22 protein-coding genes and 1 riboswitch are annotated in these 23481 nt (G+C 61.3%); of the genes, 10 read left to right on the top strand and 12 right to left on the bottom strand.

What is annotated here, in order from left to right; genetic code table 11:
• Positions 1-235: 235 nt before the first annotated feature.
• From fba to tkt, 6 genes are all read right to left on the bottom strand, one after another.
• A complete protein-coding gene (fba, locus tag J3361_RS25445) occupies positions 236-1300 on the bottom strand; it encodes a class II fructose-bisphosphate aldolase (protein WP_003177554.1) in 1065 nt (354 codons plus the stop codon).
• 243 nt (positions 1301-1543) lie between these two features.
• Positions 1544-1879 carry an MliC family protein gene (locus tag J3361_RS25440; protein WP_207966865.1) on the bottom strand — a complete coding sequence of 112 codons (336 nt, stop codon included), beginning with the start codon at positions 1877-1879 and terminating at the stop codon, positions 1544-1546.
• Between the two features lie 56 nt (positions 1880-1935).
• Entirely contained in the window at positions 1936-2160 is a 225-nt protein-coding gene (locus tag J3361_RS25435) for a hypothetical protein (RefSeq protein WP_207966864.1), read from the bottom strand.
• A 31-nt stretch (positions 2161-2191) separates the two neighbouring features.
• Complete coding sequence (locus J3361_RS25430) at positions 2192-3355, bottom strand: phosphoglycerate kinase (RefSeq protein ID WP_207966863.1); 1164 nt, start codon at positions 3353-3355, stop codon at positions 2192-2194.
• A gap of 24 nt (positions 3356-3379) precedes the next feature.
• The gene (gene epd / locus J3361_RS25425) at positions 3380-4435 is read right to left on the bottom strand and encodes an erythrose-4-phosphate dehydrogenase (protein ID WP_053126135.1); all 1056 of its coding nucleotides are present in this window, start codon (positions 4433-4435) and stop codon (positions 3380-3382) included.
• Positions 4436-4586: 151 nt separating this feature from the next.
• Complete coding sequence (gene tkt / locus J3361_RS25420; RefSeq protein ID WP_207966862.1) at positions 4587-6584, bottom strand: transketolase; 1998 nt, start codon at positions 6582-6584, stop codon at positions 4587-4589.
• 270 nt (positions 6585-6854) lie between these two features.
• Between tkt and J3361_RS25415 the strand changes: the two genes are divergently transcribed.
• Positions 6855-7850, top strand: coding sequence for a metalloregulator ArsR/SmtB family transcription factor (locus tag J3361_RS25415; protein ID WP_207966861.1), 996 nt, complete (start codon positions 6855-6857; stop codon positions 7848-7850).
• Positions 7851-7869: 19 nt separating this feature from the next.
• Positions 7870-9060, top strand: a complete 1191-nt coding sequence (metK, locus tag J3361_RS25410; RefSeq protein ID WP_186729192.1) for a methionine adenosyltransferase — start codon at positions 7870-7872, stop codon at positions 9058-9060.
• Between the two features lie 220 nt (positions 9061-9280).
• On the opposite strand, the gene J3361_RS25405 is transcribed toward metK, so the two are convergent.
• Positions 9281-9904, bottom strand: coding sequence for a LysE family translocator (locus J3361_RS25405; RefSeq protein WP_207966866.1), 624 nt, complete (start codon positions 9902-9904; stop codon positions 9281-9283).
• 206 nt (positions 9905-10110) lie between these two features.
• Between J3361_RS25405 and ligB the strand changes: the two genes are divergently transcribed.
• Together ligB and J3361_RS25395 are read left to right on the top strand one after the other, a co-directional pair.
• On the top strand, positions 10111-11784 hold the full coding sequence (gene ligB / locus J3361_RS25400; protein WP_207966860.1) for an NAD-dependent DNA ligase LigB: 1674 nt from the start codon (positions 10111-10113) through the stop codon (positions 11782-11784).
• A gap of 92 nt (positions 11785-11876) precedes the next feature.
• On the top strand, positions 11877-12272 hold the full coding sequence (locus J3361_RS25395) for a DUF1090 domain-containing protein (protein WP_186707092.1): 396 nt from the start codon (positions 11877-11879) through the stop codon (positions 12270-12272).
• Between the two features lie 88 nt (positions 12273-12360).
• On the opposite strand, the gene J3361_RS25390 is transcribed toward J3361_RS25395, so the two are convergent.
• Entirely contained in the window at positions 12361-12810 is a 450-nt protein-coding gene (locus J3361_RS25390; RefSeq protein WP_207966859.1) for a cytochrome c, read from the bottom strand.
• Between the two features lie 125 nt (positions 12811-12935).
• On the opposite strand from J3361_RS25390, the gene J3361_RS25385 reads away from it, so the two are divergent.
• On the top strand, positions 12936-14117 hold the full coding sequence (locus J3361_RS25385; RefSeq protein ID WP_207966858.1) for an MltA domain-containing protein: 1182 nt from the start codon (positions 12936-12938) through the stop codon (positions 14115-14117).
• A gap of 155 nt (positions 14118-14272) precedes the next feature.
• Here the strand turns inward: J3361_RS25385 and J3361_RS25380 are convergent, their stop codons facing one another.
• Entirely contained in the window at positions 14273-14656 is a 384-nt protein-coding gene (locus J3361_RS25380; RefSeq protein ID WP_207966857.1) for an MAPEG family protein, read from the bottom strand.
• Between the two features lie 48 nt (positions 14657-14704).
• A complete protein-coding gene (locus J3361_RS25375; protein WP_207966856.1) occupies positions 14705-15538 on the bottom strand; it encodes an EamA family transporter in 834 nt (277 codons plus the stop codon).
• A 302-nt stretch (positions 15539-15840) separates the two neighbouring features.
• Here J3361_RS25375 and J3361_RS25370 point away from each other — a divergent pair, with 302 nt between their 5' ends.
• Positions 15841-17010, top strand: a complete 1170-nt coding sequence (locus tag J3361_RS25370) for an MFS transporter (protein WP_207966855.1) — start codon at positions 15841-15843, stop codon at positions 17008-17010.
• On the opposite strand, the gene J3361_RS25365 is transcribed toward J3361_RS25370, so the two are convergent.
• Complete coding sequence (locus tag J3361_RS25365) at positions 16961-17845, bottom strand: formate/nitrite transporter family protein (protein ID WP_207966854.1); 885 nt, start codon at positions 17843-17845, stop codon at positions 16961-16963. The two genes, J3361_RS25370 and J3361_RS25365, sit on opposite strands and share 50 nt — an antisense overlap.
• A gap of 324 nt (positions 17846-18169) precedes the next feature.
• Entirely contained in the window at positions 18170-18571 is a 402-nt protein-coding gene (locus J3361_RS25360) for a hotdog domain-containing protein (protein ID WP_072346269.1), read from the bottom strand.
• A 189-nt stretch (positions 18572-18760) separates the two neighbouring features.
• A riboswitch (S-adenosyl-L-homocysteine riboswitch) is annotated at positions 18761-18867 on the top strand.
• Positions 18868-18890: 23 nt separating this feature from the next.
• Between J3361_RS25360 and ahcY the strand changes: the two genes are divergently transcribed.
• The 4 genes from ahcY to J3361_RS25340 all read left to right on the top strand — a co-directional run bounded on the left by ahcY (position 18891) and on the right by J3361_RS25340 (position 23363).
• Positions 18891-20300 carry an adenosylhomocysteinase gene (gene ahcY / locus J3361_RS25355; RefSeq protein WP_207966853.1) on the top strand — a complete coding sequence of 470 codons (1410 nt, stop codon included), beginning with the start codon at positions 18891-18893 and terminating at the stop codon, positions 20298-20300.
• A gap of 183 nt (positions 20301-20483) precedes the next feature.
• Positions 20484-21329, top strand: a complete 846-nt coding sequence (metF, locus tag J3361_RS25350; RefSeq protein ID WP_207966852.1) for a methylenetetrahydrofolate reductase [NAD(P)H] — start codon at positions 20484-20486, stop codon at positions 21327-21329.
• A gap of 82 nt (positions 21330-21411) precedes the next feature.
• Entirely contained in the window at positions 21412-22494 is a 1083-nt protein-coding gene (locus tag J3361_RS25345; RefSeq protein ID WP_207966851.1) for a hypothetical protein, read from the top strand.
• 89 nt (positions 22495-22583) lie between these two features.
• Positions 22584-23363 (top strand): transporter substrate-binding domain-containing protein, encoded by a 780-nt coding sequence (locus tag J3361_RS25340; protein WP_207966850.1) that lies wholly within the window; start codon positions 22584-22586, stop codon positions 23361-23363.
• Positions 23364-23481 lie beyond the last annotated feature (118 nt).

Raw genomic sequence — 23481 nt, 5'->3', positions numbered from 1 at the left:
CATGGATGGCCCTTCGCGGCGGCCCACGGAGCAATGCCGGAGTGAGGGCATGCCGAGCCCTAGCGAGGCACCGAGTGGTGGGGCAAAAGCGTTTTGCTTACTTTTGCGCTCTTCAAAAGTGAGCCGCCGTAAGGGCGGAACCATAAGTAGCCGTTACAAAAAAAACGGATCTACACACAAATCCAAAACATAAAAAAACCCGCATCACTGCGGGTTTTCTAACAACGCTAAACCATCAATTAACCTTAGCGTTCAACTCACCCTTCAAATACCGCTGATACATAGCCTCCAGAGAGATCGGCTTGATCTTGGAAGCATTACCCGCCGTACCAAACGCCTCATAACGCGCAATACACACATCCCGCATCGCAGTCACAGTCGCACCAAAGAACTTACGCGGATCAAACTCGCTAGGATTGGTCGCCATCAACCGACGCATCGCACCAGTCGAAGCCAAACGCAAGTCAGTGTCGATGTTGACCTTGCGCACGCCATACTTGATACCTTCGACGATCTCCTCAACCGGCACACCGTAGGTTTCCTTGATGTCGCCACCGTACTGGTTGATGATCGCCAGCCACTCCTGCGGCACCGACGAAGAACCGTGCATCACCAAGTGGGTGTTGGGAATGCGCTTGTGGATTTCCTTGATGCGGTCGATGGCCAACACGTCGCCGGTAGGTGGCTTGGTGAACTTGTAGGCGCCGTGGCTGGTGCCGATGGCGATGGCCAGGGCGTCGACCTGGGTTTTCTTTACGAAGTCCGCGGCTTCTTCGGGGTCGGTCAGCATCTGGCTGTGGTCCAGCACGCCTTCGGCGCCGATGCCGTCTTCTTCACCGGCCATGCCGGTTTCCAAAGAACCCAGGCAACCCAACTCACCTTCCACCGACACGCCGCAGGCGTGGGCCATGGCGACGGTCTGCTGGGTGACGCGTACGTTGTATTCGTAATCGGTCGGGGTCTTGCCGTCTTCGCCGAGGGAGCCGTCCATCATTACCGAGCTGAAGCCCAGTTGGATGGAGCGCTGGCAGACGTCCGGGCTGGTGCCGTGGTCCTGGTGCATGCACACCGGGATGTGCGGGAATTCTTCGATCGCCGCCAGGATCAGGTGACGCAGGAACGGCGCGCCGGCGTATTTACGGGCACCGGCCGAAGCCTGGACGATCACTGGAGAGTCAGTCTTGTCAGCGGCTTCCATGATGGCGCGCATCTGCTCAAGGTTGTTGACGTTAAAGGCTGGAACGCCGTAGCCGAACTCGGCTGCGTGGTCCAGCATCTGACGCATGCTGATAAGTGCCATTGTGTCTCTCTCCCGGTCGAGGGTCGTTAATCGTGCCAGCCTGCCGGAGCGGCGGCGGCTATTCAAGTCATTGCGGATCGGGGGTCGGCCCGAGCTGCGTGTTCGATGCAGCAAAATCTCAAAACATATGGAGGCCCCTGTGGGAGCGGGCTTGCTCGCGAATGCGGCTTCACACTCAGCAAAGATGCAAGCTGACCCGCCGCATTCGCGAGCAAGCCCGCTCCCACATTGAATCTCAGTGAATCACTCGGCCTTGCAGCCACGCCCAATCAAGTCATTGGTGGCGACCCAGTACACCAGGCCTTCCTCACCCTTGACGTGAAACGCCAGCATGTCGTCGCTGTACAGCGAACCTTCGGCGCCCGGCTCAAGCGTTAGGCGATACACCTTATCGGCGCCGCCCAGGCGTACATCGACTGCCTTGCGGCCGGCATCGGTGTAGCGCCAGAGCACTTTGGCCTCGCTGTCACAGGTCCAGCTTGTCCAGCCCTCTGAAACAGGTTCGGACGACTGCAAAAAACCCAGTTGCGAACAACCGGCCAGCAATGCCAACGCCACGACGGCGATCAAGCCTTTCATCCGTGTTCCTCGACGGACGGAATAAGCCGCCCGCCATGAGTTAAGTGTCAGACCCGTCAAGGACAACCATGTTCCTTGACCGGGGTTTGCGTCTCGTATTTGTCCAGTCCGTCCGGTCCGGAACGCTTGTTCAGCACCGGGTTGGTCTCGGCCTGCCAGTCGGCCTGGTAGCAGCCTCCTTCGGGCGTCGGCGTGCCGGTTTGCGGGGCCGGGGCCTCCGGGCTGCTTGAGCAAGCCACCAGCATCGTCGCCGCCAGCAGCAACGGGATCGTCTTGACCATCAGAACACTCCTTTGCCTGGTCAACGCAGCGTCAGGCCTTGGCCCGGCTTTCCAGGACTTCCACGGCAGGCAGCACTTTACCTTCGACGAATTCGAGGAATGCGCCGCCACCGGTGGAAATGTAGGAGATCTGTGCGGCCACGCCATATTTATCGATGGCTGCCAGGGTGTCGCCGCCACCGGCGATGGAGAACGCCGCGCTTTCGGCGATGGCTTGGGCCAGCACCTTGGTGCCGTTGCCGAACTGGTCGAACTCGAACACGCCAACCGGACCGTTCCACAGGATCGTCTGGGAGGATTTCAGCAGTTCGGCGAAGTTGGCTGCGGTTTGCGGGCCGATATCGAGAATCATGTCGTCCTCGGCTACGTCAGCGATCAGCTTGACGGTGGCGGTGGCGCTTTCTGCGAATTCCTTGGCCACAACCACGTCCACCGGCAACGGGACGCTGACCTTGGCGGCGATTTCCCGCGCGGTGTCCAGCAGGTCCGGCTCGTACAGGGATTTACCGACCGGGTGACCGGCGGCAGCGAGGAAGGTGTTGGCGATGCCGCCGCCGACGATCAACTGGTTGCAGACCTGGCTCAGGCTGTTGAGCACGTCCAGCTTGGTGGAGACCTTGGAGCCGGCAACAATGGCAGCCATTGGCTGGGCCGGCGAACCCAGGGCCTTGCCCAATGCGTCCAGTTCGGCGGCCAGCAAGGGACCTGCGGCGGCGACCTTGGCGAACTTCGCCACGCCATGGGTCGAGCCTTCGGCGCGGTGAGCGGTGCCAAAGGCGTCCATCACAAACACGTCGCACAGGGCGGCGTATTGCTGGGCCAACTCGTCGGCGTTCTTTTTCTCGCCCTTGTTGAAGCGCACGTTTTCGAACAGCACCACGTCGCCGGCCTTGACGTCGACGCCGCCCAGGTAATCGGCCACTAGCGGCACTTCGCGGCCCAAGGCCTTGCTCAGGTAGTCAGCCACAGGCTTGAGGCTGTTTTCCGCCGAGAACTCGCCTTCGGTCGGACGACCCAGGTGGGAGCAAACCATCACGGCCGCGCCTTTTTCCAAGGCCAGCTTGATGGTCGGCAGCGAAGCCAGGATACGCGCGTCGCTGGTGACAACACCGTCCTTGACGGGGACGTTGAGGTCTTCGCGGATCAGTACGCGCTTACCTTGCAGATCGAGGTCGGACATCTTCAACACGGTCATGGGTCGCAATTCCTGGGTAACTGTTTAGAGAGCAGGTTTTTTCGAAGCGGTTTGCAGGTAATGCTCGGCAACGTCCAGCATTCGGTTGGCGAACCCCCATTCGTTGTCGAACCAGGCCAGGATGTTCACAAGCCGCGGCCCGGAAACACGGGTCTGGCTGGCATCGACAATGGCCGAATGAGGGTCATGATTAAAATCACAACTGGCGTGAGGCAACTCGGTGTAGGCCAGGAGGCCTTTGAGCGGGCCGCTGGTGGCGGCTTCGCGCAGGATCCGGTTGACCTCGGTAGCGTCGGTATCGCTCACGGTCTGCATCGTAATGTCGAGGCAGGACACGTTGACCGTCGGCACCCGCACGGCTTTGGCCTGAATTCGCCCGGCAAGTTCCGGCAGCAGCCGTTCGATGCCGCGCGCCAGACCAGTGGACACCGGGATCACCGATTGGAACGCCGAACGAGTGCGGCGCAAATCCTCATGGTGATAGGCGTCGATCACCGGTTGGTCGTTCATCGCCGAGTGGATGGTGGTGATCGACACGTATTCCAGGCCAATGGCCTGGTCCAGCAGGCGCAACAGCGGCACACCGCAGTTGGTGGTGCAGGAGGCGTTGGACACCAGCAGCTCTTCGCCGCTCAGGCAATCCTGATTGACGCCATAGACGATGGTGGCGTCGACATCCGCTTCGCTGGCCATCGGCTGGGAGAACAGCACCCGTGGCGCGCCGGCAGCGAGAAAACGCTGGCCGTCTTCGCGGGTGTGGTAGGCACCGGAACACTCGAGCACCAGATCGACGTCCAGGGACGCCCAATCGATGCCTTCGGGGGTGGCGCTGCGCAGGACTTTCACGCAGTCACCATTAATATGCAGACAATCGCCCTCGACCCGCACTTCGCCGGGGAACCGGCCGTGGGTGGAGTCAAAGCGTGTCAGGTATTCGATGCTGGCCATGTCGGCCAGGTCGTTGATCGCCACGATTTCGAAACCGGCCTTGGCCCCTCGCTCGAACAACGCACGCAAGACGCAACGACCAATGCGGCCGTAGCCGTTGAGTGCAACTTTGTAGGGACGCGGTTGGGGCATGGGGTTCTCGATTGGCGTGGTGAATCCTTCAGCTCAGTGTTGCCTGAGCCACCGCCTTCGCGAGCAAGCCCGCTCCCACATGAGATTGCATTCCAAATGTGGGAGCGGGCTTGCTCGCGAAGGCGTCAGCCCAGGCGACGCAACTTTCGGATCAGTCTTCCAGCAGCTCTTCCGCCTGACCCAGGATGTTTTCCAGGGTGAAGCCGAATTCCTCGAACAGCGCCGGCGCAGGTGCCGATTCGCCGTAGGTGGTCATGCCGATCACGCGGCCTTCCAGGCCCACGTACTTGTACCAGTAATCGGCGTGAGCAGCCTCGATGGCGATCCGCGCACTGACCTGCAGCGGCAATACCGCTTGTTTGTAGCCGGCATCCTGGGCGTCGAACACGCTGGTGCACGGCATGGACACCACGCGCACGTTGCGGCCCTGCTCGGTCAGCTTGTCGTAGGCCTGGACGGCCAGGCCGACTTCGGAGCCGGTGGCGATCAGGATCAGCTCAGGCTCGCCAATGCAATCCTTGAGCACGTAGCCGCCGCGCGCGATGTCGCCGATCTGGTCGGCACCGCGGTTCTGGTGCTGCAGATTCTGACGGGAGAAGATCAGCGCCGACGGGCCGTCGTTACGCTCGATGGCGTATTTCCAGGCCACCGCAGATTCCACGGCATCGCAGGGACGCCAGGTGTCCAGGTTCGGCGTGCAACGCAGGCTCGCCAGTTGCTCGATCGGCTGGTGCGTCGGGCCGTCTTCGCCCAGGCCAATGGAGTCGTGGGTGAACACATACAGGATGCGTTTTTTCATCAGCGCCGACATGCGCACGGCGTTGCGGGCATATTCCATGAACATCAGGAAGGTGGCGCCGTAAGGCACCAGGCCGCCGTGCAACGCGACGCCGTTCATGATCGCGCTCATGCCGAACTCGCGAACGCCGTAGTACATGTAGTTGCCGCTGGCGTCTTCGGCGCTGACACCCTTGCAACCTTTCCACAGGGTCAGGTTGGAACCGGCCAGGTCGGCGGAACCGCCCAGCAGTTCCGGCAGCAACGGGCCAAAGGCGTTCAGGGTGTTCTGGCTGGCCTTACGGCTGGCGATGGTTTCGCCCTTGGCCGCGACTTCAGCGATGTACGCCGAGGCTTTTTCGGCGAAGTCGGCCGGCAGCTCGCCGCTGAGGCGACGCACCAGCTCGTTGGCCAGCTCAGGGAATTCGGCGGAATAGGCCGCGAAACGCTGGTCCCACTCGGCTTCGAGGGCGCGGCCTTTTTCCTTGGCGTCCCATTCGGCATAGATGTCCGCCGGGATTTCGAACGGACCGTGTTCCCACTTCAGCGCGGCGCGGGTCAAGGCGATTTCCTCGGCGCCCAGCGGGGCGCCATGGCAGTCTTCCTTGCCCTGCTTGTTCGGCGAACCGAAACCGATGGTGGTCTTGCAGCAGATCAGGGTTGGCTGCGCGCTTTTGCGGGCCGTCTCGATGGCGATCTTGATCTCTTCCGGATCGTGGCCGTCGACGTTGCGGATCACCAGCCAGTTGTAGGCTTCGAAGCGCTTGGGGGTGTCGTCGGTGAACCAGCCTTCGACTTCGCCATCGATGGAGATGCCGTTGTCGTCGTAGAACGCGATCAGCTTGTCCAGGCCCAGGGTGCCGGCCAGGGAGGCGACTTCATGGGAAATACCTTCCATCATGCAGCCATCACCCAGGAATACGTAGGTGTGGTGATCGACGACGTTATGGCCGGGACGGTTGAATTGCGCGGCCAGGACTTTTTCCGCCAGGGCAAAACCCACGGCGTTGGCCAGGCCCTGGCCCAATGGACCGGTGGTGGTTTCCACGCCTGGGGTGTAGCCGTATTCCGGGTGGCCCGGGGTGCGGCTGTGCAGTTGGCGGAAGTTCTTCAGGTCATCGATCGACAGGTCATAGCCGGTCAGGTGCAGCAGCGAGTAGATCAACATCGAACCGTGGCCGTTGGACAACACGAAACGGTCACGGTCGGCGAAGGCTGGGTTGCTCGGGCTGTGCTTGAGGTAGTCGCGCCAAAGCACCTCGGCGATATCCGCCATACCCATGGGGGCACCGGGATGGCCGCTGTTGGCTTTCTGCACGGCATCCATGCTGAGGGCACGAATGGCATTGGCACGCTCACGACGGCTGGGCATCGCTGTTCTCCTGCGGGTATTGAATCGAGAATGAATAAAACGAAACTGAAAAAGGCGAGCATTTTCCCTCACCCACCCGCCCCGGGGCAATGACAGATAGTCATCCATGAGCGTTTTTCCGGTGGATAAAGTCGCATTCGCCAGGTGAAACCTTTCCGCTGATGGGTTGTAGAGTCAAGCACGGGTTGGGAAGTGCCATTTATCCACCAATATCAAAACTTTTTGATATTGACCTTGCGGCGATCCAAACCCCTCACTAGACTGCCGCTCATGAACTTACCCGCGCCCACCATTCGCCATGACGACTGCGATGAACTGGCGGCCCTTTGCAAGGCCGGCGGCGATCCGTTGCGGCTCAATGTATTGCGCGCCCTGGCCAACGATTCGTTCGGCGTGCTGGAACTGGCGCAGATCTTCGGCATCGGTCAGTCCGGCATGAGCCACCACCTCAAGGTCCTGGCCCAGGCCGACCTGGTGGCGACCCGCCGGGAAGGCAACGCCATCTTCTATCGCCGCGCCCTGCCCCACACCGACCTGTTGGGCGGCAAGCTGCACGCGGCGCTGCTGGACGAAGTGGACGCGCTGGCCCTGCCGAGCGACGTGCAGGCTCGCATCGCCCAGGTACACGGCCAACGGGCCGCTGCCAGCCAGGACTTCTTCGCACGGGTCGCCGAGAAGTTTCGCGCCCAGCAAGACCTGATCGCCGGACTGCCGCAATACCGCGAAAGCGTCGTGGCACTGCTCGATAAATTGAGTTTCGAGCCCACGGCCACGGCGATCGAAGTCGGCCCCGGCGACGGTGCGTTCCTGCCAGAGCTGGCGCGACGCTTCAGCCAAGTGACGGCGCTGGACAACAGCCCGGCCATGCTCGAACTGGCGCGCCAGGTCTGCGAGCGCGAGGCCCTGGCTAACGTCCGCCTGCAACTGGCCGATGCACTGGATGGCATGAACCTGCAGGCTGACTGCGTTGTATTGAATATGGTGCTGCACCATTTCGCCGCGCCGGCCGAGGCACTCAAGCACATGGCCGGCCTGCTGCAACCGGGCGGCAGCCTGCTGGTGACCGAGTTATGCAGCCACAACCAGAGTTGGGCGAGGGAAGCCTGCGGCGATCTCTGGCTCGGCTTTGAACAAGACGACCTGGCCCGCTGGGCCACCACAGCGGGCCTCGTGCCCGGGGAAAGCCTCTATGTAGGCTTACGTAATGGTTTCCAGATCCAGGTTCGCCACTTTCAGCGGCCCACTGGCGACACTCACCAACGGTAACTTGTAGGAAAACATCGAGATGAGCGAATACTCCCTTTTCACCTCCGAGTCCGTGTCTGAAGGGCATCCGGACAAAATCGCCGACCAGATTTCTGATGCGGTGCTGGACGCCATCATTGCTGAAGACAAGTTCGCCCGCGTGGCGTGCGAGACTCTGGTGAAAACGGGCGTGGCGATCATCGCCGGCGAAGTCACCACCTCGGCCTGGGTCGACTTGGAACAGATCGTCCGCGACGTCATCCTGGGCATTGGCTACGACAGCTCCGACGTCGGCTTCGACGGCGCGACCTGCGGCGTGATGAACATCATCGGCAAGCAGTCCCCCGACATCAACCAGGGCGTTGATCGGGCCAAGCCTGAGGATCAGGGCGCTGGCGACCAGGGCCTGATGTTCGGCTACGCCAGCAACGAGACCGACGTGCTGATGCCGGCCCCGATCACCTTCTCGCACCAGTTGGTCCAGCGCCAGGCCGAGGCTCGTAAATCAGGCCTGCTGCCGTGGTTGCGCCCGGATGCCAAGTCCCAGGTGACCTGCCGTTACGAAGGCGGCAAGGTGGTCGGCATCGACGCTGTCGTCCTGTCGACCCAGCACAACCCTGATGTGTCCTACAAAGACCTGCGCGAAGGTGTGATGGAACTGATCGTCAAGCACGTGCTGCCTGCCGAATTGCTATCCAAGGATACCCAGTTCCACATCAACCCGACCGGCCAGTTCATCATCGGCGGCCCGGTGGGCGACTGCGGCCTGACCGGTCGCAAGATCATCGTCGACAGCTACGGCGGCATGGCCCGTCACGGCGGCGGCGCGTTCTCCGGCAAGGACCCATCGAAGGTTGACCGTTCGGCCGCCTATGCCGGTCGTTATGTCGCCAAGAACATCGTGGCCGCCGGCCTGGCCGAGCGCTGCGAGATCCAGGTGTCCTACGCCATTGGCGTGGCCCAGCCTACGTCGATTTCGCTGAACACCTTCGGCACCGGCAAGATCGGCGATGACAAGATCATCAACCTGGTCCGTGAAGTGTTCGACCTGCGTCCGTACGCCATCACCAAGATGCTCGACCTGCTGCACCCGATGTACCAGGACACTGCTGCCTACGGCCACTTCGGTCGCACGCCACAGACCAAGACCGTGGGTGACGACACCTTCACCACGTTCACCTGGGAAAAAACCGACCGCGCCGACGCCCTGCGCGCCGCTGCCGGCCTGTAATACCCGCCTGTAAAAAAGCCCCTGGCGACTCGGTCGCCAGGGGCTTTTTCATGCATGGTGTCTTGGCTACTTAGAGAACAAAGTCATGCCAGGCTCTTATGGCGACGGAATTTATTGTGGGAGCAAGGCTTGCCCGCGATGAGGACAACACGGTCCCTGCGGTAACGAGGCGCCTGTATCGCGGGCAAGCCTTGCTCCCACACCCCCCTCGCCATGGCGTTCAAGCCCGTCGTGCCACCAACAAAAACGAAGCCGCGCTGGCGAGCAGCCCTGCACACATCCGGTTAAACAGGCGCTTACCGCTGGGCCGGGCAAACAGCCGTCGCGCGTAAATGCCCATGTAGCAATACAGGCCGATGGCGATGCACTCCAGCACCAGGAACAAGCCACCCAGCACGGCGAATTGCTGGGTGACGGTGCCGGTACGGTCGACGAATTGCGGCAGGAACGCAGTAAACAACAGGATCGCCTTCGGATTCCCGATCGCCACCAGGAACTCCTGGCGTGCCAGGCCGGCTCGGCTCATCGAGGCGAGCCCGGCTTCGTTGTCGTCGCCCTCGGGCCGGGCCCGCCACAACTGCACGGCCAGGTAGAACAGGTATCCGGCACCGACGAGCTTGATCCCCAGGAATAGCAGCTCCGAAGTGTGCAACACGGCGGTAAGCCCCACCGCGGCCAGGGCGATCATGATCGCGAATGCCAGCAACCGACCGATGCCGCCGCTGCACGCCCGGACGAAGCCATAACGCGAGGCGTTACTGATGGAGAGCAGGTTGTTCGGCCCCGGCGCCATGTTCAGCGCAAAGCAGGCCGGAATGAAAACAGCGAGGGTCGACAGGTCCATTCGAGCGTTCCAGGCGGAGGCGAATCGAAGGTTCATTCTGCACCGGTCATCGAGGGGTTCAAGGGACAGTTGCGCGGCTAAATCGCGTCGGACTGTACCGCCGCGATTTAGCCATCAGTCGCCGCAAAATCCGGTAACGCTCCGGGCCTCGCAACGATCAAGACACTGACTAGCCTTCAGGTACTCAACCAAGCAAGGATGCTTCGATGCCACCGTACCTGCATGCCCTCGCCTGTTTCGTCTTCATCGCTATTCCCGCGGTTGCTGCGCCCTGTCCCGACTGGCCTGTTGAACGTGCCCAGGCCGAGATCGCCGCACTGCAACAGCAGATCGACACCTGGGACGACAGTTACCACCGCCTCGGCCAGACGCTGGTGGCCGATGAACTTTATGACCAGTCCCGCAACCAGTTGGGCCAATGGCGCGGTTGCTTCCATCTCGCGGCGCCCGATGATCCCCTGCGCTCGGCGGGCGGAAAGGTGCCACACCCCATCGTCCATACCGGCCTGGAAAAACTCAAGGATGCCGACGCCGTGGAGGCTTGGCTGCAGGGTCGGGAGGATGTCTGGGCGCAACCGAAGATCGATGGCGTGGCGGTCTCCCTGGTTTACCGCAAGGGCCGCCTGCACCAGGCGATCAGCCGCGGCGATGGTGTCCAGGGGCATGACTGGACCACAAATGCGCGCAAGATCGGCGCCATCCCGCAACAACTGCACCAGCCCATAGACCTGGTCGTCCAGGGCGAGCTGTACTGGCGGCTGCTGGACCATGTCCAAGCCAACAGCGGCAGCGTGAACGCCCGCGGCATCATGGCGGGTTTGATGGCGCGCGACAGCTTGACTGTGCATGACGGGATCTATGTCGGCCTGTTTGTCTGGGAGTGGCCTGAAGGACCGGACACCCTGCCCGAGCGAATGACCGCACTGAGTGAGCTGGGGTTCGCCGACACCCGCGACTACAGCCAGCCTGTCCGGGCACTGAGCGATGCCGAGCGCTGGCGCGACCACTGGTATCGCACACCGTTGCCCTTCGCCAGCGACGGAATCGTTCTGCGCCAGAGCCGCCGCCCACCCGCCGACCGCTGGCAGGCCAGGGCGCCGTTCTGGAGCGCGGCCTGGAAATACCCGTATGCCCAGGCTTTGGCCGAAGTGCGCAAGGTGCACTTCAAGGTCGGTCGAACCGGACGTATCACCCCTGTCCTGGAGCTTGAACGCATCCGGCTCGACGACCGGTGGATACGCCGGGTGAGCGTCAGTTCTCTCAAGCGTTGGGAGGCAATGGACATCCGCCCAGGCGACCGGGTCGCCATCAGCCTGGCCGGGCTGACGATCCCACGCCTCGACGAGGTGGTATTGCGCAGCCTCGAACGCCAGGACGTCAATGCCCCCGTGGAGAGCGATCATCACTTCCTGAGTTGCTGGCGAGCGACGCCCGGTTGTGAAAGCCAATTCCTCGCACGCCTGAACTGGCTCAGCGGCAAGCACGGGCTCGCCCTGCCCCATGTCGGCCCCGGCACCTGGGAAAAACTCCTGGCTGCCGGTCGACTCAACGGATTACTGGATTGGTTGACCCTCGATGCCGCCGAGCTTGCTAACATTGGCGGCTTCGGCGAGCGCAGTAGCGCCCGTCTGCTTGCCAGCCTGGACAGCGCCCGGCAACGCCCGTTCGGACAATGGCTCAAGGCCCTGGGCCTGCCGCCCAGCGGTCAGGCACGGCTGGAAGGGCCGTGGCAGAAGCTAGCCGAACGCAGTACCGAACAATGGCAAGCCGAAGCCGGCATCGGACCCGGACGCGCCGCGCAATTGAGCGCCTTTTTCCGCGACCCGCAGGTGCTGGCCTTGAGTGACGAATTACGCATCGCCGGGATCGACGGTTTTTAATCCGAGGCCCGTGTGGTTGAACCCAAGGGGCAAGCATGCGTTCCAACAGCGCACCTGCACCGACCGCTCGCGATTTTTTTTACGGAGTTGCTATGAATTTCCTGTCCCCCGCTGCCCTCCTGCTTTTGTGCAGCGCCATGGCCGCCCCTTTGATGGCGGACGAACAAACCCCGGAACTCACCGGCTGCGCAGCCAAGCGCCAGGGCATCATCAACCAGATCGAACTGGCCAAGTCCCGCGGCAATCAGGATCAACAGGCGGGTCTGGAAACTGCGTTGAACGAAGTCACCACCCATTGCACCGATGCTTCCTTGCGCAAGGAGCGTGAAAACAAGGTGCTCGATGCCAAGCACGAAGTCAGCCGGCGTCAGGCCGACTTGGAAAAGGCCATGAAGAAAGGCGATGCCGAGCGGATCAACAAACGCAAGGACAAGCTGGCTGCCTCCCGCAAGGAGCTGCAGGAAGCGGTGGATGAGTTGGATAAGTAGGTTCTAGCTGCAAGTTTCTAGCTGCAAGCTGCAAGTTCAAAGCGCCACACTTGCAGCTTTCAGCTTGAAGCTTGCAACTGCTCCACCATCAATAATCCCGAAACTCTTTATGACAGGCACTGCACGCATCCTCGACTTTCTGCACCGCCGGCCCAAGGTTGCTGGCCCGGTAGGGCTGGACCTTGCTGACGACCACCAACTCACCGGTGGCGGCCTCAAGGCTGCGGGCCAGTTCCTGGAAGCGCGCCTGTTTTTGCCAGACTTCATCCCGGGCGCTGGTGTGGTCTTGCTCGCGCACTTGCGGGAAGTGTTTCCACGGCGCATGGGACAGTTGATCCAGTTGTGCCGCACCCTCGGCGAAACGTGCGCCGTCAAACGGTACTCGGCCACGCAACATACCGCCCAGTTCCTCGTTGGTCTTGAGCATCTGCTTGAAGATCGTCTTGCGCTGGCCCAGGGGAGAATTGGGATCGACGCCGCCACAGGCGGACAACATCAGACAGGCCAGCATGGCCATGGAAAATCGTTTTACAAACATCTTGGCCTCGGGGCAGGAAACGGCGATTAGTATCCTCGGGTCATCGGTAAAGACCAATGCCCTTATCAACAATACGGGTTGTTCGAGCGCCTGACAGTACTCGAATGGCTGCAAAGGAAATCTTCATGAACAGCCGCATCAAGCCCTGGCACAAAGGCCTGGCATTGACCCTACCGCTGATCGCCCTGTTGGCCGGTTGCAATCGCGGTGAGAAGGTCGAGGAACCGCAGACCCACGCCCTCGCCACCTACGTCAGCGCCCCCTGGGAGGCGTTGCCAACGGTGTCCGATGCAGATCTGCTGGCCGGTTTCGGTTCCTGGCGTAGCGCATGCACCCGGCTCAAGGCCGACGCGGTGTGGGCCGCGACCTGCGCGGCGGCGGCCAACGTGCCGCAGACGGCTGTGGCGGTACGCAACTTTCTGAAACAGAACCTGGATGTCTATGGCCTGCGCTCGGGGGACAACAGCCCCAACGGCCTGATCACCGGTTACTACGAGCCGGTCTATCCCGGCAGTCTCACCCAGACCGCCACGGCGAATATCCCGGTCTACGGTGTGCCGGAAGACATGATCATTGTGTCGCTGGACAGCATCTACCCTGAGCTCAAGGGCAAACGCCTGCGCGGCCGCCTCGAAGGCCGGGTGCTCAAGCCGTACGACGATGCAGCCACCATCGAAACCAACGGGGTGAAGGCGCCGGTCATTGCCTGGCTGACCGACCCCATGAACCTGCAGTTCCTGCAAATCCAGGGCTCAGGGCGCATTCAGCTCGCTGATGGTCGCCAACTGCGCATCGGTTATGCCGACCAGAACGGCCACCCTTACCGCCCCATCGGCCGCTGGCTGGTCGAACAGGGTGAGCTGAAGAAGGAAGACGTGACCATGGGCACCATCAGTGCCTGGGCCAAGGCCAACCCGAAGCGCATTCCCGAATTGCTCGGCAGCAACCCCAGCTACGTGTTCTTCAACCGCAACCCCGACAGCAATGAAGGCCCGCGAGGCTCGTTGAACGTACCGCTGACCGCCGGCTACAGCGTGGCGGTGGACCGCAAGGTGATTCCACTGGGCAGCCTGTTGTGGCTATCCACTACGCGCCCCGACGGCAGCGTCCTGAACCGGCCCGTCGCCGCCCAGGACACCGGCGGTGCAATCACCGGCGAAGTGCGGGCGGACCTGTTCTGGGGCACGGGCGAGGCGGCCGGACAGTTGGCGGGGGATATGAAGCAGCAGGGGCAGATCTGGATGCTCTGGCCCAAGGGCATGGCGTTGCCGTCAGTGCCGCAGGTGGCGAACGCCGCCAATCCCTGAAGAGATGTGGTGATTGTCCCGGCCTCATCGCGAGCAAGCCCGCTCCCACACTGATCTCAGGTCGCTCACAAATATTGTGTTCACTGAGATCAACTGTGGGAGCGGGCTTGCTCGCGAAGAGGCCCGCACAGACGCCAGAAACTCACCAGCCAGGCTCAGACCGAAACAAAGAAGAAACTCAGGACCAACCCCAACCCCACGAACCACACCAGCGACCGCAGAATCGCCCAGTCCGCCAGATAGCAAATGATGTAGAGCAGGCGGCTGGTGATGAACAGCACCGCCAGCACATTGATGGTAACCAGTTCGGCGTTGCCGGCCAGGTGCGCGACGATCACGGCGGCGGCAAAGAACGGGCTGATTTCAAAGCTGTTCAGTTGCGCGGCGAAGGCACGCCGGGGAGCACCTTCCAGCGAGTCGAGAAAATCCCGGGGATCGTGGTTATCCCGTAACCGGTATCTACCACCGGCCTTGGCGATCCCGATACACAGGTAAGGCAGGAGAAAAGCAATCAATACACACCACAGGGCAACTGTCATACCGCATTTTCCTTTTTGGGTTTTATATAAACCGAGCGTCAGGCCCGGTCAGAACTTCATCACCAGCATGCCAACCAACACCAGCCCGCAAGCTAAGAGCCGCGGCAAACCGAAAGGTTCTTTCAGGTAACGCATACCGAACAGCACCACCAGGATCACACTGATCTCCCGCAGCGCCGCCGCTTCGGCGATCGAGCCCAGTTGCATGGCCCACAGCACCAGAGCGTAGCTGAACAATACGCAGAATCCGACCGCCAACCCCAGTCGCCACTGTTCGCGCCAGAACCGCATGAACGCCGGCCGCTTGCTCACCAGCGCCAGTAAAGGGAAAGGCCAGGCGCTGAGCAGCGTGACCCAGACCAGGTAGTCCAGCGGATGGGACCAACGCCGCAAAGCATGCCCGTCGATAAAGGTGTAGCAGCCGATGCACAGGCCGATCAGCGCCACCACCGGCAGCATCGACCAAGGCAGCCGGTCGCCGCCACCGCCCTGCCACAACAGGCAAAGCATGCCGAACGGGATCAGCAAGATACCGATGACCTGCTGGGTCGTCAGGGCTTCACCGGCGAAAATAAACGTCAGGGCCAGCACCACCAGCGGCGACAGACCGCGCATCAGTGGATAGACCAATCCCAGGTCACCCACCCGATAGGCCTGGATCAGCAAATAGCGGTACAACAGCTCGAACGCCGCCGATGCCAGGATCCACGGCCAGATTTCCAAGGGCGGCCATGCCACGAAACCCAGGGCCAACGCGACGAACAGCAGGGCGACGCTGTCCATGCACGCCACCACCAGCAAACGCTCGCCACTGAATTTGATCAGCGTATTCCACGCCGCATGCAACAGCGCCGCCACCAACACTAAGGCCGTTGCAAGCACGGCACGCTCCTTGTCTTGTCCCACCGCCCCGTAGGAGCTGCCGAAGGCTGCGATCTTTTGATCTTTCGCTTCAGACTCAATTGTCGGCGGAAAGATCGCAGCCTCGTTGCACTCGTCAGCTCCTACACCAGTAAGGCTCATGAATTGATTCGCTATCGTTTATACTGCAAACCGATCACGCCGCACTCAGTTGCGCATACACCAATACCAATAATTTTGCTGTTGTCCCGTTCACTCGAACCGGGGCGCCGGCATGCGTATGCCTGATCCGGGCGTCAAGATTACAGACAGAGACCTTGCGCATGCCACTCGCCTTGCTTGCTTTGGCCGTTGCCGCTTTTGGCATCGGCACGACTGAATTCGTCATCATGGGCCTGTTGCCCGATGTCGCCCGGGACCTGGCCGTGAGCATTCCCCAGGCCGGGCTGCTGATCACCGGCTACGCCCTGGGCGTGGTGTTCGGCGCGCCGATCCTGGCGATCGGCACCGCCAACATGCCGCGCAAGGCCACGCTGCTGGGCATGACCCTGATGTTTATCCTTGGCAACGTGCTCTGCGCCCTGGCGCCGAACTACACCACGCTGATGGCCGCCCGGGTCATCACTGCGTTGTGTCACGGCGCGTTCTTTGGCATTGGATCGGTGGTGGCGGCCGGGCTGGTGGCGCCGAACAAACGGGCCCAGGCGATTGCCATGATGTTCACCGGCTTGACCCTGGCCAATGTGCTGGGCGTCCCGTTGGGCACGGCCCTGGGTCAATACGCCGGCTGGCGCTCGACCTTCTGGGCGGTCTCGATCATCGGGGTGATCGCCGCCGTTGCCCAATGGGTCTGGCTGCCCAAGGAAATCCCCATGGACAAGGCCAACCTGGCCAGCGAATTCAAGGTCCTGGGCAAGGTCAACGTGTTGCTTGCCCTGGGCATGAGCGTGCTGGCCTCCACCAGTTTGTTCAGCGTGTTCACCTACATCGCGCCGATCCTGCAGGACATCACCGGTGTCAGCCCCCATGGCATCACCATCATGCTGCTGTTGTTCGGCGTCGGCCTCACGGCCGGCAGCTTCCTCGGCGGACGCTTGGCCGACCGGCGCTTGCTGCCTGCGCTGGTGGGCATGGCCTTGGCCGTGGTGCTGGTGCTGGCCGCGTTCAGCCAGACCAGCCGGTCGGTGATCCCGGCGGCGATCACCCTGGTGCTGTGGGGCGTCTTCGCCTTCGCCCTGTGCCCGATCCTGCAATTGCTGATCATCGACCAGGCCCACGAAGCCCCTAAACTCGGCTCTACGTTGAATCAGAGTGCATTCAACTTGGGCAACGCAGCCGGGGCCTGGATGGGTGGCTTGGTGGTGGGCAGTGGCGCCGACCTGGCGGATTTGCCGTGGACCGGCGCCTTGGTGGGCGGTCTGACCGTACTGGCCGCGTTGTATTTTATTTATCGCCAGCGTCATCGCGGCGTGGCGGCAGGCCTTGCCGACTGAGGGGTGTATTGGTCTCGCTGCGCACCTGTGCGTGGCTGATCAGGGCGAAAATAAAACTGCCACCGATGATGTTCCCCGCCAGGGTCGGCGCGGCGAACACCATCCAGAAATCCTCCCAGGACAATTGCCCGGCAAAGACCAGGTAGGACACTTCGGCCGAGCCGACGACGATGTGGGTGAAGTCCCCGAGCGCCATGAGATAGGTGATCAGGATGATGATCCACATCTTGGCGCTCTCCATGGAAGGAATCATCCACACCATGGTGGCGATCATCCAACCGGAAATGATGCCCTTGGCGAACATCTGGCCAGTGTCGTTCTCCATGACCTTGCGACCGATCTCCAGGAAGGCCAGATCGGTGCGCCGGTCAAAAATCGGCAGATGCAGCATCACATACGCCACCAACAAGGTGCCGCACAGGTTGCCCACCAGCACCACGCCCCATAACCGGAACAATCGACCGAAATTGCCCAAAGTCGGCTTGCTCATGATCGGCAGCACGGCGGTCAGGGTGTTTTCGGTGAACAATTGCTGGCGCGCGAGAATCACCGCTAGAAAGCCGGCGCAGTAGCCGAAACTGGCGATCACCTTGAAGCCTTCGTGGTCCGGCAGGCGAGAGTTGAGCAACCCCATCGCCATCAGCGACAACCCCATGGTCAAACCCGCCGCCAGGGCCGACCACCAGAGCGCAGCGATACTGCGCTCCAGCTCCTGATTGCCCTGGGTGCGGATGATTTCATGCAACACGGCCGCTCGCGGCGGCTGGTTACGGTCGACTTCGTGCTGCTCCTGAGCCGAAAGGTCAGGGGTCTTGCCTTCTTTGTGGGTGTCCATACAGCTCCTGAAGCCGCGGCGTGATGTACCTACGACACGCGGCGTCCAGCGCTGTTCAGTTACCTCAGCCTGAAACCGCTATCGCGAGCAGGCTCGCTCCCACAGGGGGACGGCGGTGAACACAAATCCCGTGATCACCCCAAAATAATGTGGGAGCGGGCTCGCTCGCGAAAGCGCCGGGTCAGCTTGCATCGGGGCTGAATGTGCAGCCGCCTTCGCGAGCAAGCCCGCTCCCACAAGGGGATGGGGGATGAACACAAATCGGGTGATCAACCCGGGCCCCTTGTGGGAGCGAGCCTGCTCGCGATAGGGGCGCCGCCGATCTCACTCGACGACATCGTCCTTGAACTGGTCCTTGACGTACTTGATCTCGGTCCGCCCATGAGGCGCGGGCAGGCCGTCTTCACCGAGGTTGACGAAGACCATTTTTTCCACCGTCAGGATGCTCTTGCGGGTGATTTTGTTGCGCACCTCGCAGGTCAGGGTGATGGACGTGCGACCAAACTCGGTGGCGGTGATGCCCAGCTCGATGATGTCGCCCTGGCGCGAAGCGCTGACGAAATTGATTTCCGAAATGTACTTGGTGACTACGCGCTGGTTGCCGAGCTGCACGATCGCGTAGATCGCCGCCTCCTCGTCGATCCAGCGCAACAGGCTGCCGCCGAACAGTGTGCCGTTGGGATTGAGGTCTTCGGGCTTGACCCATTTGCGGGTGTGGAAATTCATGTGCACTCCTGAGCGTCTGGCCGATGGATTGCCGCATCATGGCAGACCCCACGGCCGGGCTCTACGTCGCGGCCCCTATGACGATCATCGGCAATTTCGATTTGCCGACAGAAACCCTTTTGGAAGATCCGATTAGCCCGTTATAATCGCCACCGCTTTACCGGTCCACCCTTTGGACCGTCCCGCCACCTGTCCGAGGGGCGCTGCAGCAGGCTCGACCTGTCAGGCTCGGATGGGGCGTTGTTTGTACGGGGCTACCCGCGCGGACACTAAACGCACAACGGCGCCCATTCGCATACATTACGAATGGAGGCTCTTCATGAGCGCTGTCATCACGCCTGCTGCTTTTTCCGACTACAAAGTCGCCGACATGTCCCTGGCTGCCTGGGGCCGTCGCGAAATCATCATCGCCGAATCCGAAATGCCAGCCCTGATGGGTCTGCGCCGCAAGTACTCTGGCGAACAGCCATTGAAGGGCGCAAAAATCCTCGGCTGCATCCACATGACCATCCAGACCGCCGTGCTGATCGAAACCCTGGTTGCCCTGGGTGCCGAAGTGCGTTGGTCGTCCTGCAACATCTTCTCAACCCAGGACCAGGCCGCTGCCGCCATCGCCGCCGCCGGCATCCCGGTATTCGCCTGGAAAGGCGAGACCGAGCAAGAGTACGAGTGGTGCCTGGAGCAGACCATCCTCAAGGATGGCCAGCCATGGGACACCAACATGATCCTCGACGACGGCGGCGACCTGACCGAGCTGCTGCACAAGAAATACCCGGCCGTGCTGGACAAGGTCCACGGCGTGACCGAAGAAACCACCACCGGCGTGCACCGCCTGCTGGACATGCTGGCCAAGGGCGAGCTGAAAATCCCGGCCATCAACGTCAACGACTCGGTGACCAAGAGCAAGAACGACAACAAGTACGGCTGCCGTCACAGCCTCAACGACGCCATCAAGCGCGGCACCGACCACTTGCTGTCCGGCAAGCAGGCCCTGGTGATCGGCTACGGTGACGTGGGCAAGGGTTCGGCCCAGTCCCTGCGCCAGGAAGGCATGATCGTCAAGGTGTCCGAAGTCGACCCGATCTGCGCCATGCAGGCCTGCATGGACGGTTTCGAGCTGGTTTCGCCGTTCATCGACGGGATCAACGACGGCACCGAAGCCAGCATCGACAAGGCCCTGCTGGGCAAGATCGACCTGATCGTGACCACCACCGGCAACGTCAATGTCTGCGATGCCAACATGCTCAAGGCCCTGAAGAAGCGCGCCGTGGTCTGCAACATCGGCCACTTCGACAATGAAATCGACACCGCTTTCATGCGCAAGAACTGGGCATGGGAAGAAGTGAAGCCGCAGGTCCACAAGGTGCACCGCACCGGCGCTGGCAGCTTCGACCCACAGAACGACGACTACCTGATCCTGCTGGCCGAAGGCCGCCTGGTGAACCTGGGCAACGCCACCGGTCACCCAAGCCGCATCATGGACGGTTCGTTCGCCAACCAGGTCCTGGCCCAGATCTTCCTGTTCGGCCAGAAATACGCCGACCTGTCGCCAGCCCAGAAAGCCGAGCGCCTGACCGTGGAAGTGTTGCCAAAGAAACTCGACGAAGAAGTGGCCCTGGAAATGGTCCGCGGTTTCGGCGGCGTGGTCACCCAACTGACCAAGCAACAGGCTGACTACATCGGCGTCACCGTCGAAGGCCCGTTCAAGCCGCACGCTTATAGGTACTGACAGCAGCTGCGAGCTTTGAGCCTCAAGCTGCAAGTAAGAACGGTTGTTTACTTGCGACTTGAGGCTTAAGGCTTACTTCTTCATCGCTATTACGCAGCCGCGAGCTGCAAGCTTAAGCACAAGAATTCGGCGCACCGCCCTCTTGCAGCTTGTAGCTTGTAGCTTTTAGCTGGAGGCCCCTCCATGTCCCAAGACCGTCGCTACAGCTTCGAGTTCTTCCCGACGAAGACCGATGCTGGGCATGAAAAACTGATCGCCACTGCCCGCCAGTTGGCCAGCTACAACCCCGACTTCTTCTCCTGCACCTACGGCGCCGGCGGCTCGACCCGTGACCGCACCCTGAACACCGTGTTGCAGCTCGAAAGCGAAGTCAAAGTCCCGGCCGCTCCGCACCTGTCCTGCGTGGGTGACAGCAAGGACGACCTGCGCAGCCTGTTGACCCAGTACAAGGCCGCTGGCATCAAGCGCATCGTTGCCCTGCGTGGCGACCTGCCGTCGGGCATGGGCATGGCCAGCGGCGAGCTGCGCCACGCCAATGAACTGGTGAGCTTCATTCGTGAAGAAACCGGCGATCACTTCCACATCGAAGTGGCGGCGTATCCGGAAATGCACCCGCAAGCGCGCAATTTCGAAGACGATCTAAACAACTTCGTGCGCAAGGCCAACGCTGGCGCCAACAGCGCGATCACCCAGTATTTCTTCAACGCCGACAGTTATTTCTACTTCGTCGAACGTATCCGCAAGCTGGGCGTCGATATTCCGGTCGTGCCGGGAATTATGCCAATCACCAACTACAGCAAGCTGGCGCGCTTCTCTGACGCCTGCGGCGCGGAAATCCCACGCTGGATCCGCAAACAGCTGGAAGCCTATGGCGATGATTCCTCAAGCATCCAAAGCTTCGGCGAAGACGTCATCACGCAAATGTGTGAGCGTTTGTTGCAAGGTGGTGCACCGGGGCTGCATTTCTATACCCTTAATCAGGCCGAGCCCAGCCTTGCGGTATGGAACAACCTGAAACTGCCACGTTAAATGACTTAATGCGGCGGTACAAAGAGGCCTTGGCGAAACCCAAGGCCTTTTTTTTAGTAAAACATCTGGAGGATTGCAGTAGATGCCTAATGGTCCCAGGCTAAAGACCCCACAACTCATCTATCTGGTCTACGGGGCCGAAACCTACCACCAAGAAGCGTTGTTCAGCATCGCCAGCGCGTTGGCCGGCCTGCGCAAGACGCCGCATGAAGCGCTGGATATCCAGGTGTTCACTGACAATCTCGCACCGTATGAAGGACTTCCGGTGCGTTTGCGGCCGCTGGACAATGAGACCCGCCAGGCCTGGATCGAGCCCCACGGGTATCACTTCCGTGCCAAGCACGTGGTGATGCAGAAAGTACTCGAAGAAGCCGAAGTGGCGCTATTGATCGACACCGACACGTTTTTCCATTGCTCACCGCTCGAACTGTTTCGCCGCGTCCAGCCCGGCACACTGCTGTGCAATGCCTTTGGCATGACTTATGGCGCCAACAAGGACGCCGGGCTTTACCTGACACTGGCCGACACACTGCGCCAACGGCAACTGGCGGACGACGACATGTCCTTGTTGAACTCCGGAGTCATTGGCCTCAACTGCGTCGACGCGGAAGTCCTGGACCGTTCGATCGCCCTGATGGATGAACTGTATCCGTTGGCGAAGGGCGCCTACACGCTGGAAGAATTCTGCCTTTCGGTGGCGGCCTATCGCTCGGTGCAGGTGCGCGAGTGCCCGGACCTGATCCACCACTATTGGAGCCGCAAGCAGTTGTTCCGCGCCAAGACCAAGGCCTGGCTCGACAAACACCGTACCGCGCCGATTTGCCAGCAGGCACTGGATGAAACCGGACTCGTCACCGCCACCCTGCCCCGGCCGCCAACCTTCCAGCGTCTGGCCTACAAGTTCATCACCCTCGGGCTGCCCAGCCATAAACGCCAGTTCATGCGCGAAATTCTCTATGGCTGCTACCGCCATACCAACGAATTCGATCAGGCCTGCGCCCCGGTCTGGTGGGAAAAGGCCCTGGAAAACGTCGAACAACGCCTGAAAAAATCGTTGCAAGACCACGAACTCAAGCGCTGGCTCGATCATCCTCTGATTCGCCTCGTGCTGGGTGAGCGCCGCGAAGCCATCTATGCGCACCTGATGCAAGCAAAAGGCAATTAGTGGCCTGCGTGGTAGTTCGCTGATTGCTACTAGGGGCGCGGGCCAGAGCGCTCTAGCTATTTGATGAGCTCTCGTCGTAACCTCAGGGCATGTCCGTCATTGTCCAGCTGCTGACCGCCTTTCTTCTCTTGTGCCTGAGCCTGACCGCCCAGGCCGAGAAGCTGCGCATTGTCACCGAGCCCTGGGCCCCGTATGTCTACGAAGAGAACGGCAAGATGCTCGGCCTGGACTTCGAAACCACGGCCATTGTGTTCAAGCGCCTGGGCATCGACGTGGAATGGCAGTTCCTGCCCTGGAAGCGTTGCCTGGCGATGCTCGAACAGGGATTGGCGGACGGCGCGCTGGACATTTTCCACAGCAATGAACGCGATGCGACGCTGCTTTATCCCAGCGAACCGCTATCGGACGTGGAATTCGTGATGTTCTACGCCAACGCCCGGCCCCACCCATTTCGCACACTCGATGACCTGGCAGGCCTGACGGTTGGCACCTCGCCTGGCTACCTGTACAGCCAGGCCTTCAGTGAGTCACCCCTGTTCAGACGTGAAGCGGCGCCCACCCACGAAGCCAATTTCGGCAAGTTGCAACTGGGCCGGATCGACCTGCTCATCACCGACCGCAGGGTCGGTCGGCATGTGCTCGAACAAATGCAACTGGGCGACCAGATCACCGAAAACCCGATGGTAGTGAGCCGTCAAAGCCAATACCTGGCGGTGCGGCGCAACGCCGGCATGGATTTGTTGGTGCAACGCTTCGGTGCCGAACTCAAGCGTTTCAAGCGCGAACCGGCCTATGCTGAACTGAGCGCCCGCTACGGCGCCGCCCCCCTGGCGAAGGCCACTCACCCAGCCGGTTCAGTGCTGAAATAAACCGTTGAGCAGCAGGAAAGCGGCGCGCGGCGTTTGCTCTGTTATACTCCGGCCTTCCCGCCAGGCTCACGCCCGGACGCCCGGTCTTGCAAAAGGCATCCCGACACCGCTACAGCGC

Source organism: Pseudomonas sp. OA65 (genome assembly GCF_017498305.1).
Taxonomy (GTDB): domain Bacteria; phylum Pseudomonadota; class Gammaproteobacteria; order Pseudomonadales; family Pseudomonadaceae; genus Aquipseudomonas; species Aquipseudomonas zanjanensis.
The sequence above is the reverse complement of the archived record's forward strand: the minus strand, read 5'-3'. Positions and strand labels throughout refer to the sequence as shown.

Coding starts and splice junctions, on each gene's coding strand:
- fba (WP_003177554.1), bottom strand. CDS start 1,300: ATGGCACTTATCAGCATGCGTCAGATGCTGGACCACGCAGCCGAGTTC.
- J3361_RS25440 (WP_207966865.1), bottom strand. CDS start 1,879: ATGAAAGGCTTGATCGCCGTCGTGGCGTTGGCATTGCTGGCCGGTTGT.
- J3361_RS25435 (WP_207966864.1), bottom strand. CDS start 2,160: ATGGTCAAGACGATCCCGTTGCTGCTGGCGGCGACGATGCTGGTGGCT.
- J3361_RS25430 (WP_207966863.1), bottom strand. CDS start 3,355: ATGACCGTGTTGAAGATGTCCGACCTCGATCTGCAAGGTAAGCGCGTA.
- epd (WP_053126135.1), bottom strand. CDS start 4,435: ATGCCCCAACCGCGTCCCTACAAAGTTGCACTCAACGGCTACGGCCGC.
- tkt (WP_207966862.1), bottom strand. CDS start 6,584: ATGCCCAGCCGTCGTGAGCGTGCCAATGCCATTCGTGCCCTCAGCATG.
- J3361_RS25415 (WP_207966861.1), top strand. CDS start 6,855: ATGAACTTACCCGCGCCCACCATTCGCCATGACGACTGCGATGAACTG.
- metK (WP_186729192.1), top strand. CDS start 7,870: ATGAGCGAATACTCCCTTTTCACCTCCGAGTCCGTGTCTGAAGGGCAT.
- J3361_RS25405 (WP_207966866.1), bottom strand. CDS start 9,904: ATGGACCTGTCGACCCTCGCTGTTTTCATTCCGGCCTGCTTTGCGCTG.
- ligB (WP_207966860.1), top strand. CDS start 10,111: ATGCCACCGTACCTGCATGCCCTCGCCTGTTTCGTCTTCATCGCTATT.
- J3361_RS25395 (WP_186707092.1), top strand. CDS start 11,877: ATGAATTTCCTGTCCCCCGCTGCCCTCCTGCTTTTGTGCAGCGCCATG.
- J3361_RS25390 (WP_207966859.1), bottom strand. CDS start 12,810: ATGTTTGTAAAACGATTTTCCATGGCCATGCTGGCCTGTCTGATGTTG.
- J3361_RS25385 (WP_207966858.1), top strand. CDS start 12,936: ATGAACAGCCGCATCAAGCCCTGGCACAAAGGCCTGGCATTGACCCTA.
- J3361_RS25380 (WP_207966857.1), bottom strand. CDS start 14,656: ATGACAGTTGCCCTGTGGTGTGTATTGATTGCTTTTCTCCTGCCTTAC.
- J3361_RS25370 (WP_207966855.1), top strand. CDS start 15,841: ATGCCACTCGCCTTGCTTGCTTTGGCCGTTGCCGCTTTTGGCATCGGC.
- J3361_RS25365 (WP_207966854.1), bottom strand. CDS start 17,845: ATGGACACCCACAAAGAAGGCAAGACCCCTGACCTTTCGGCTCAGGAG.
- J3361_RS25360 (WP_072346269.1), bottom strand. CDS start 18,571: ATGAATTTCCACACCCGCAAATGGGTCAAGCCCGAAGACCTCAATCCC.
- ahcY (WP_207966853.1), top strand. CDS start 18,891: ATGAGCGCTGTCATCACGCCTGCTGCTTTTTCCGACTACAAAGTCGCC.
- metF (WP_207966852.1), top strand. CDS start 20,484: ATGTCCCAAGACCGTCGCTACAGCTTCGAGTTCTTCCCGACGAAGACC.
- J3361_RS25345 (WP_207966851.1), top strand. CDS start 21,412: ATGCCTAATGGTCCCAGGCTAAAGACCCCACAACTCATCTATCTGGTC.
- J3361_RS25340 (WP_207966850.1), top strand. CDS start 22,584: ATGTCCGTCATTGTCCAGCTGCTGACCGCCTTTCTTCTCTTGTGCCTG.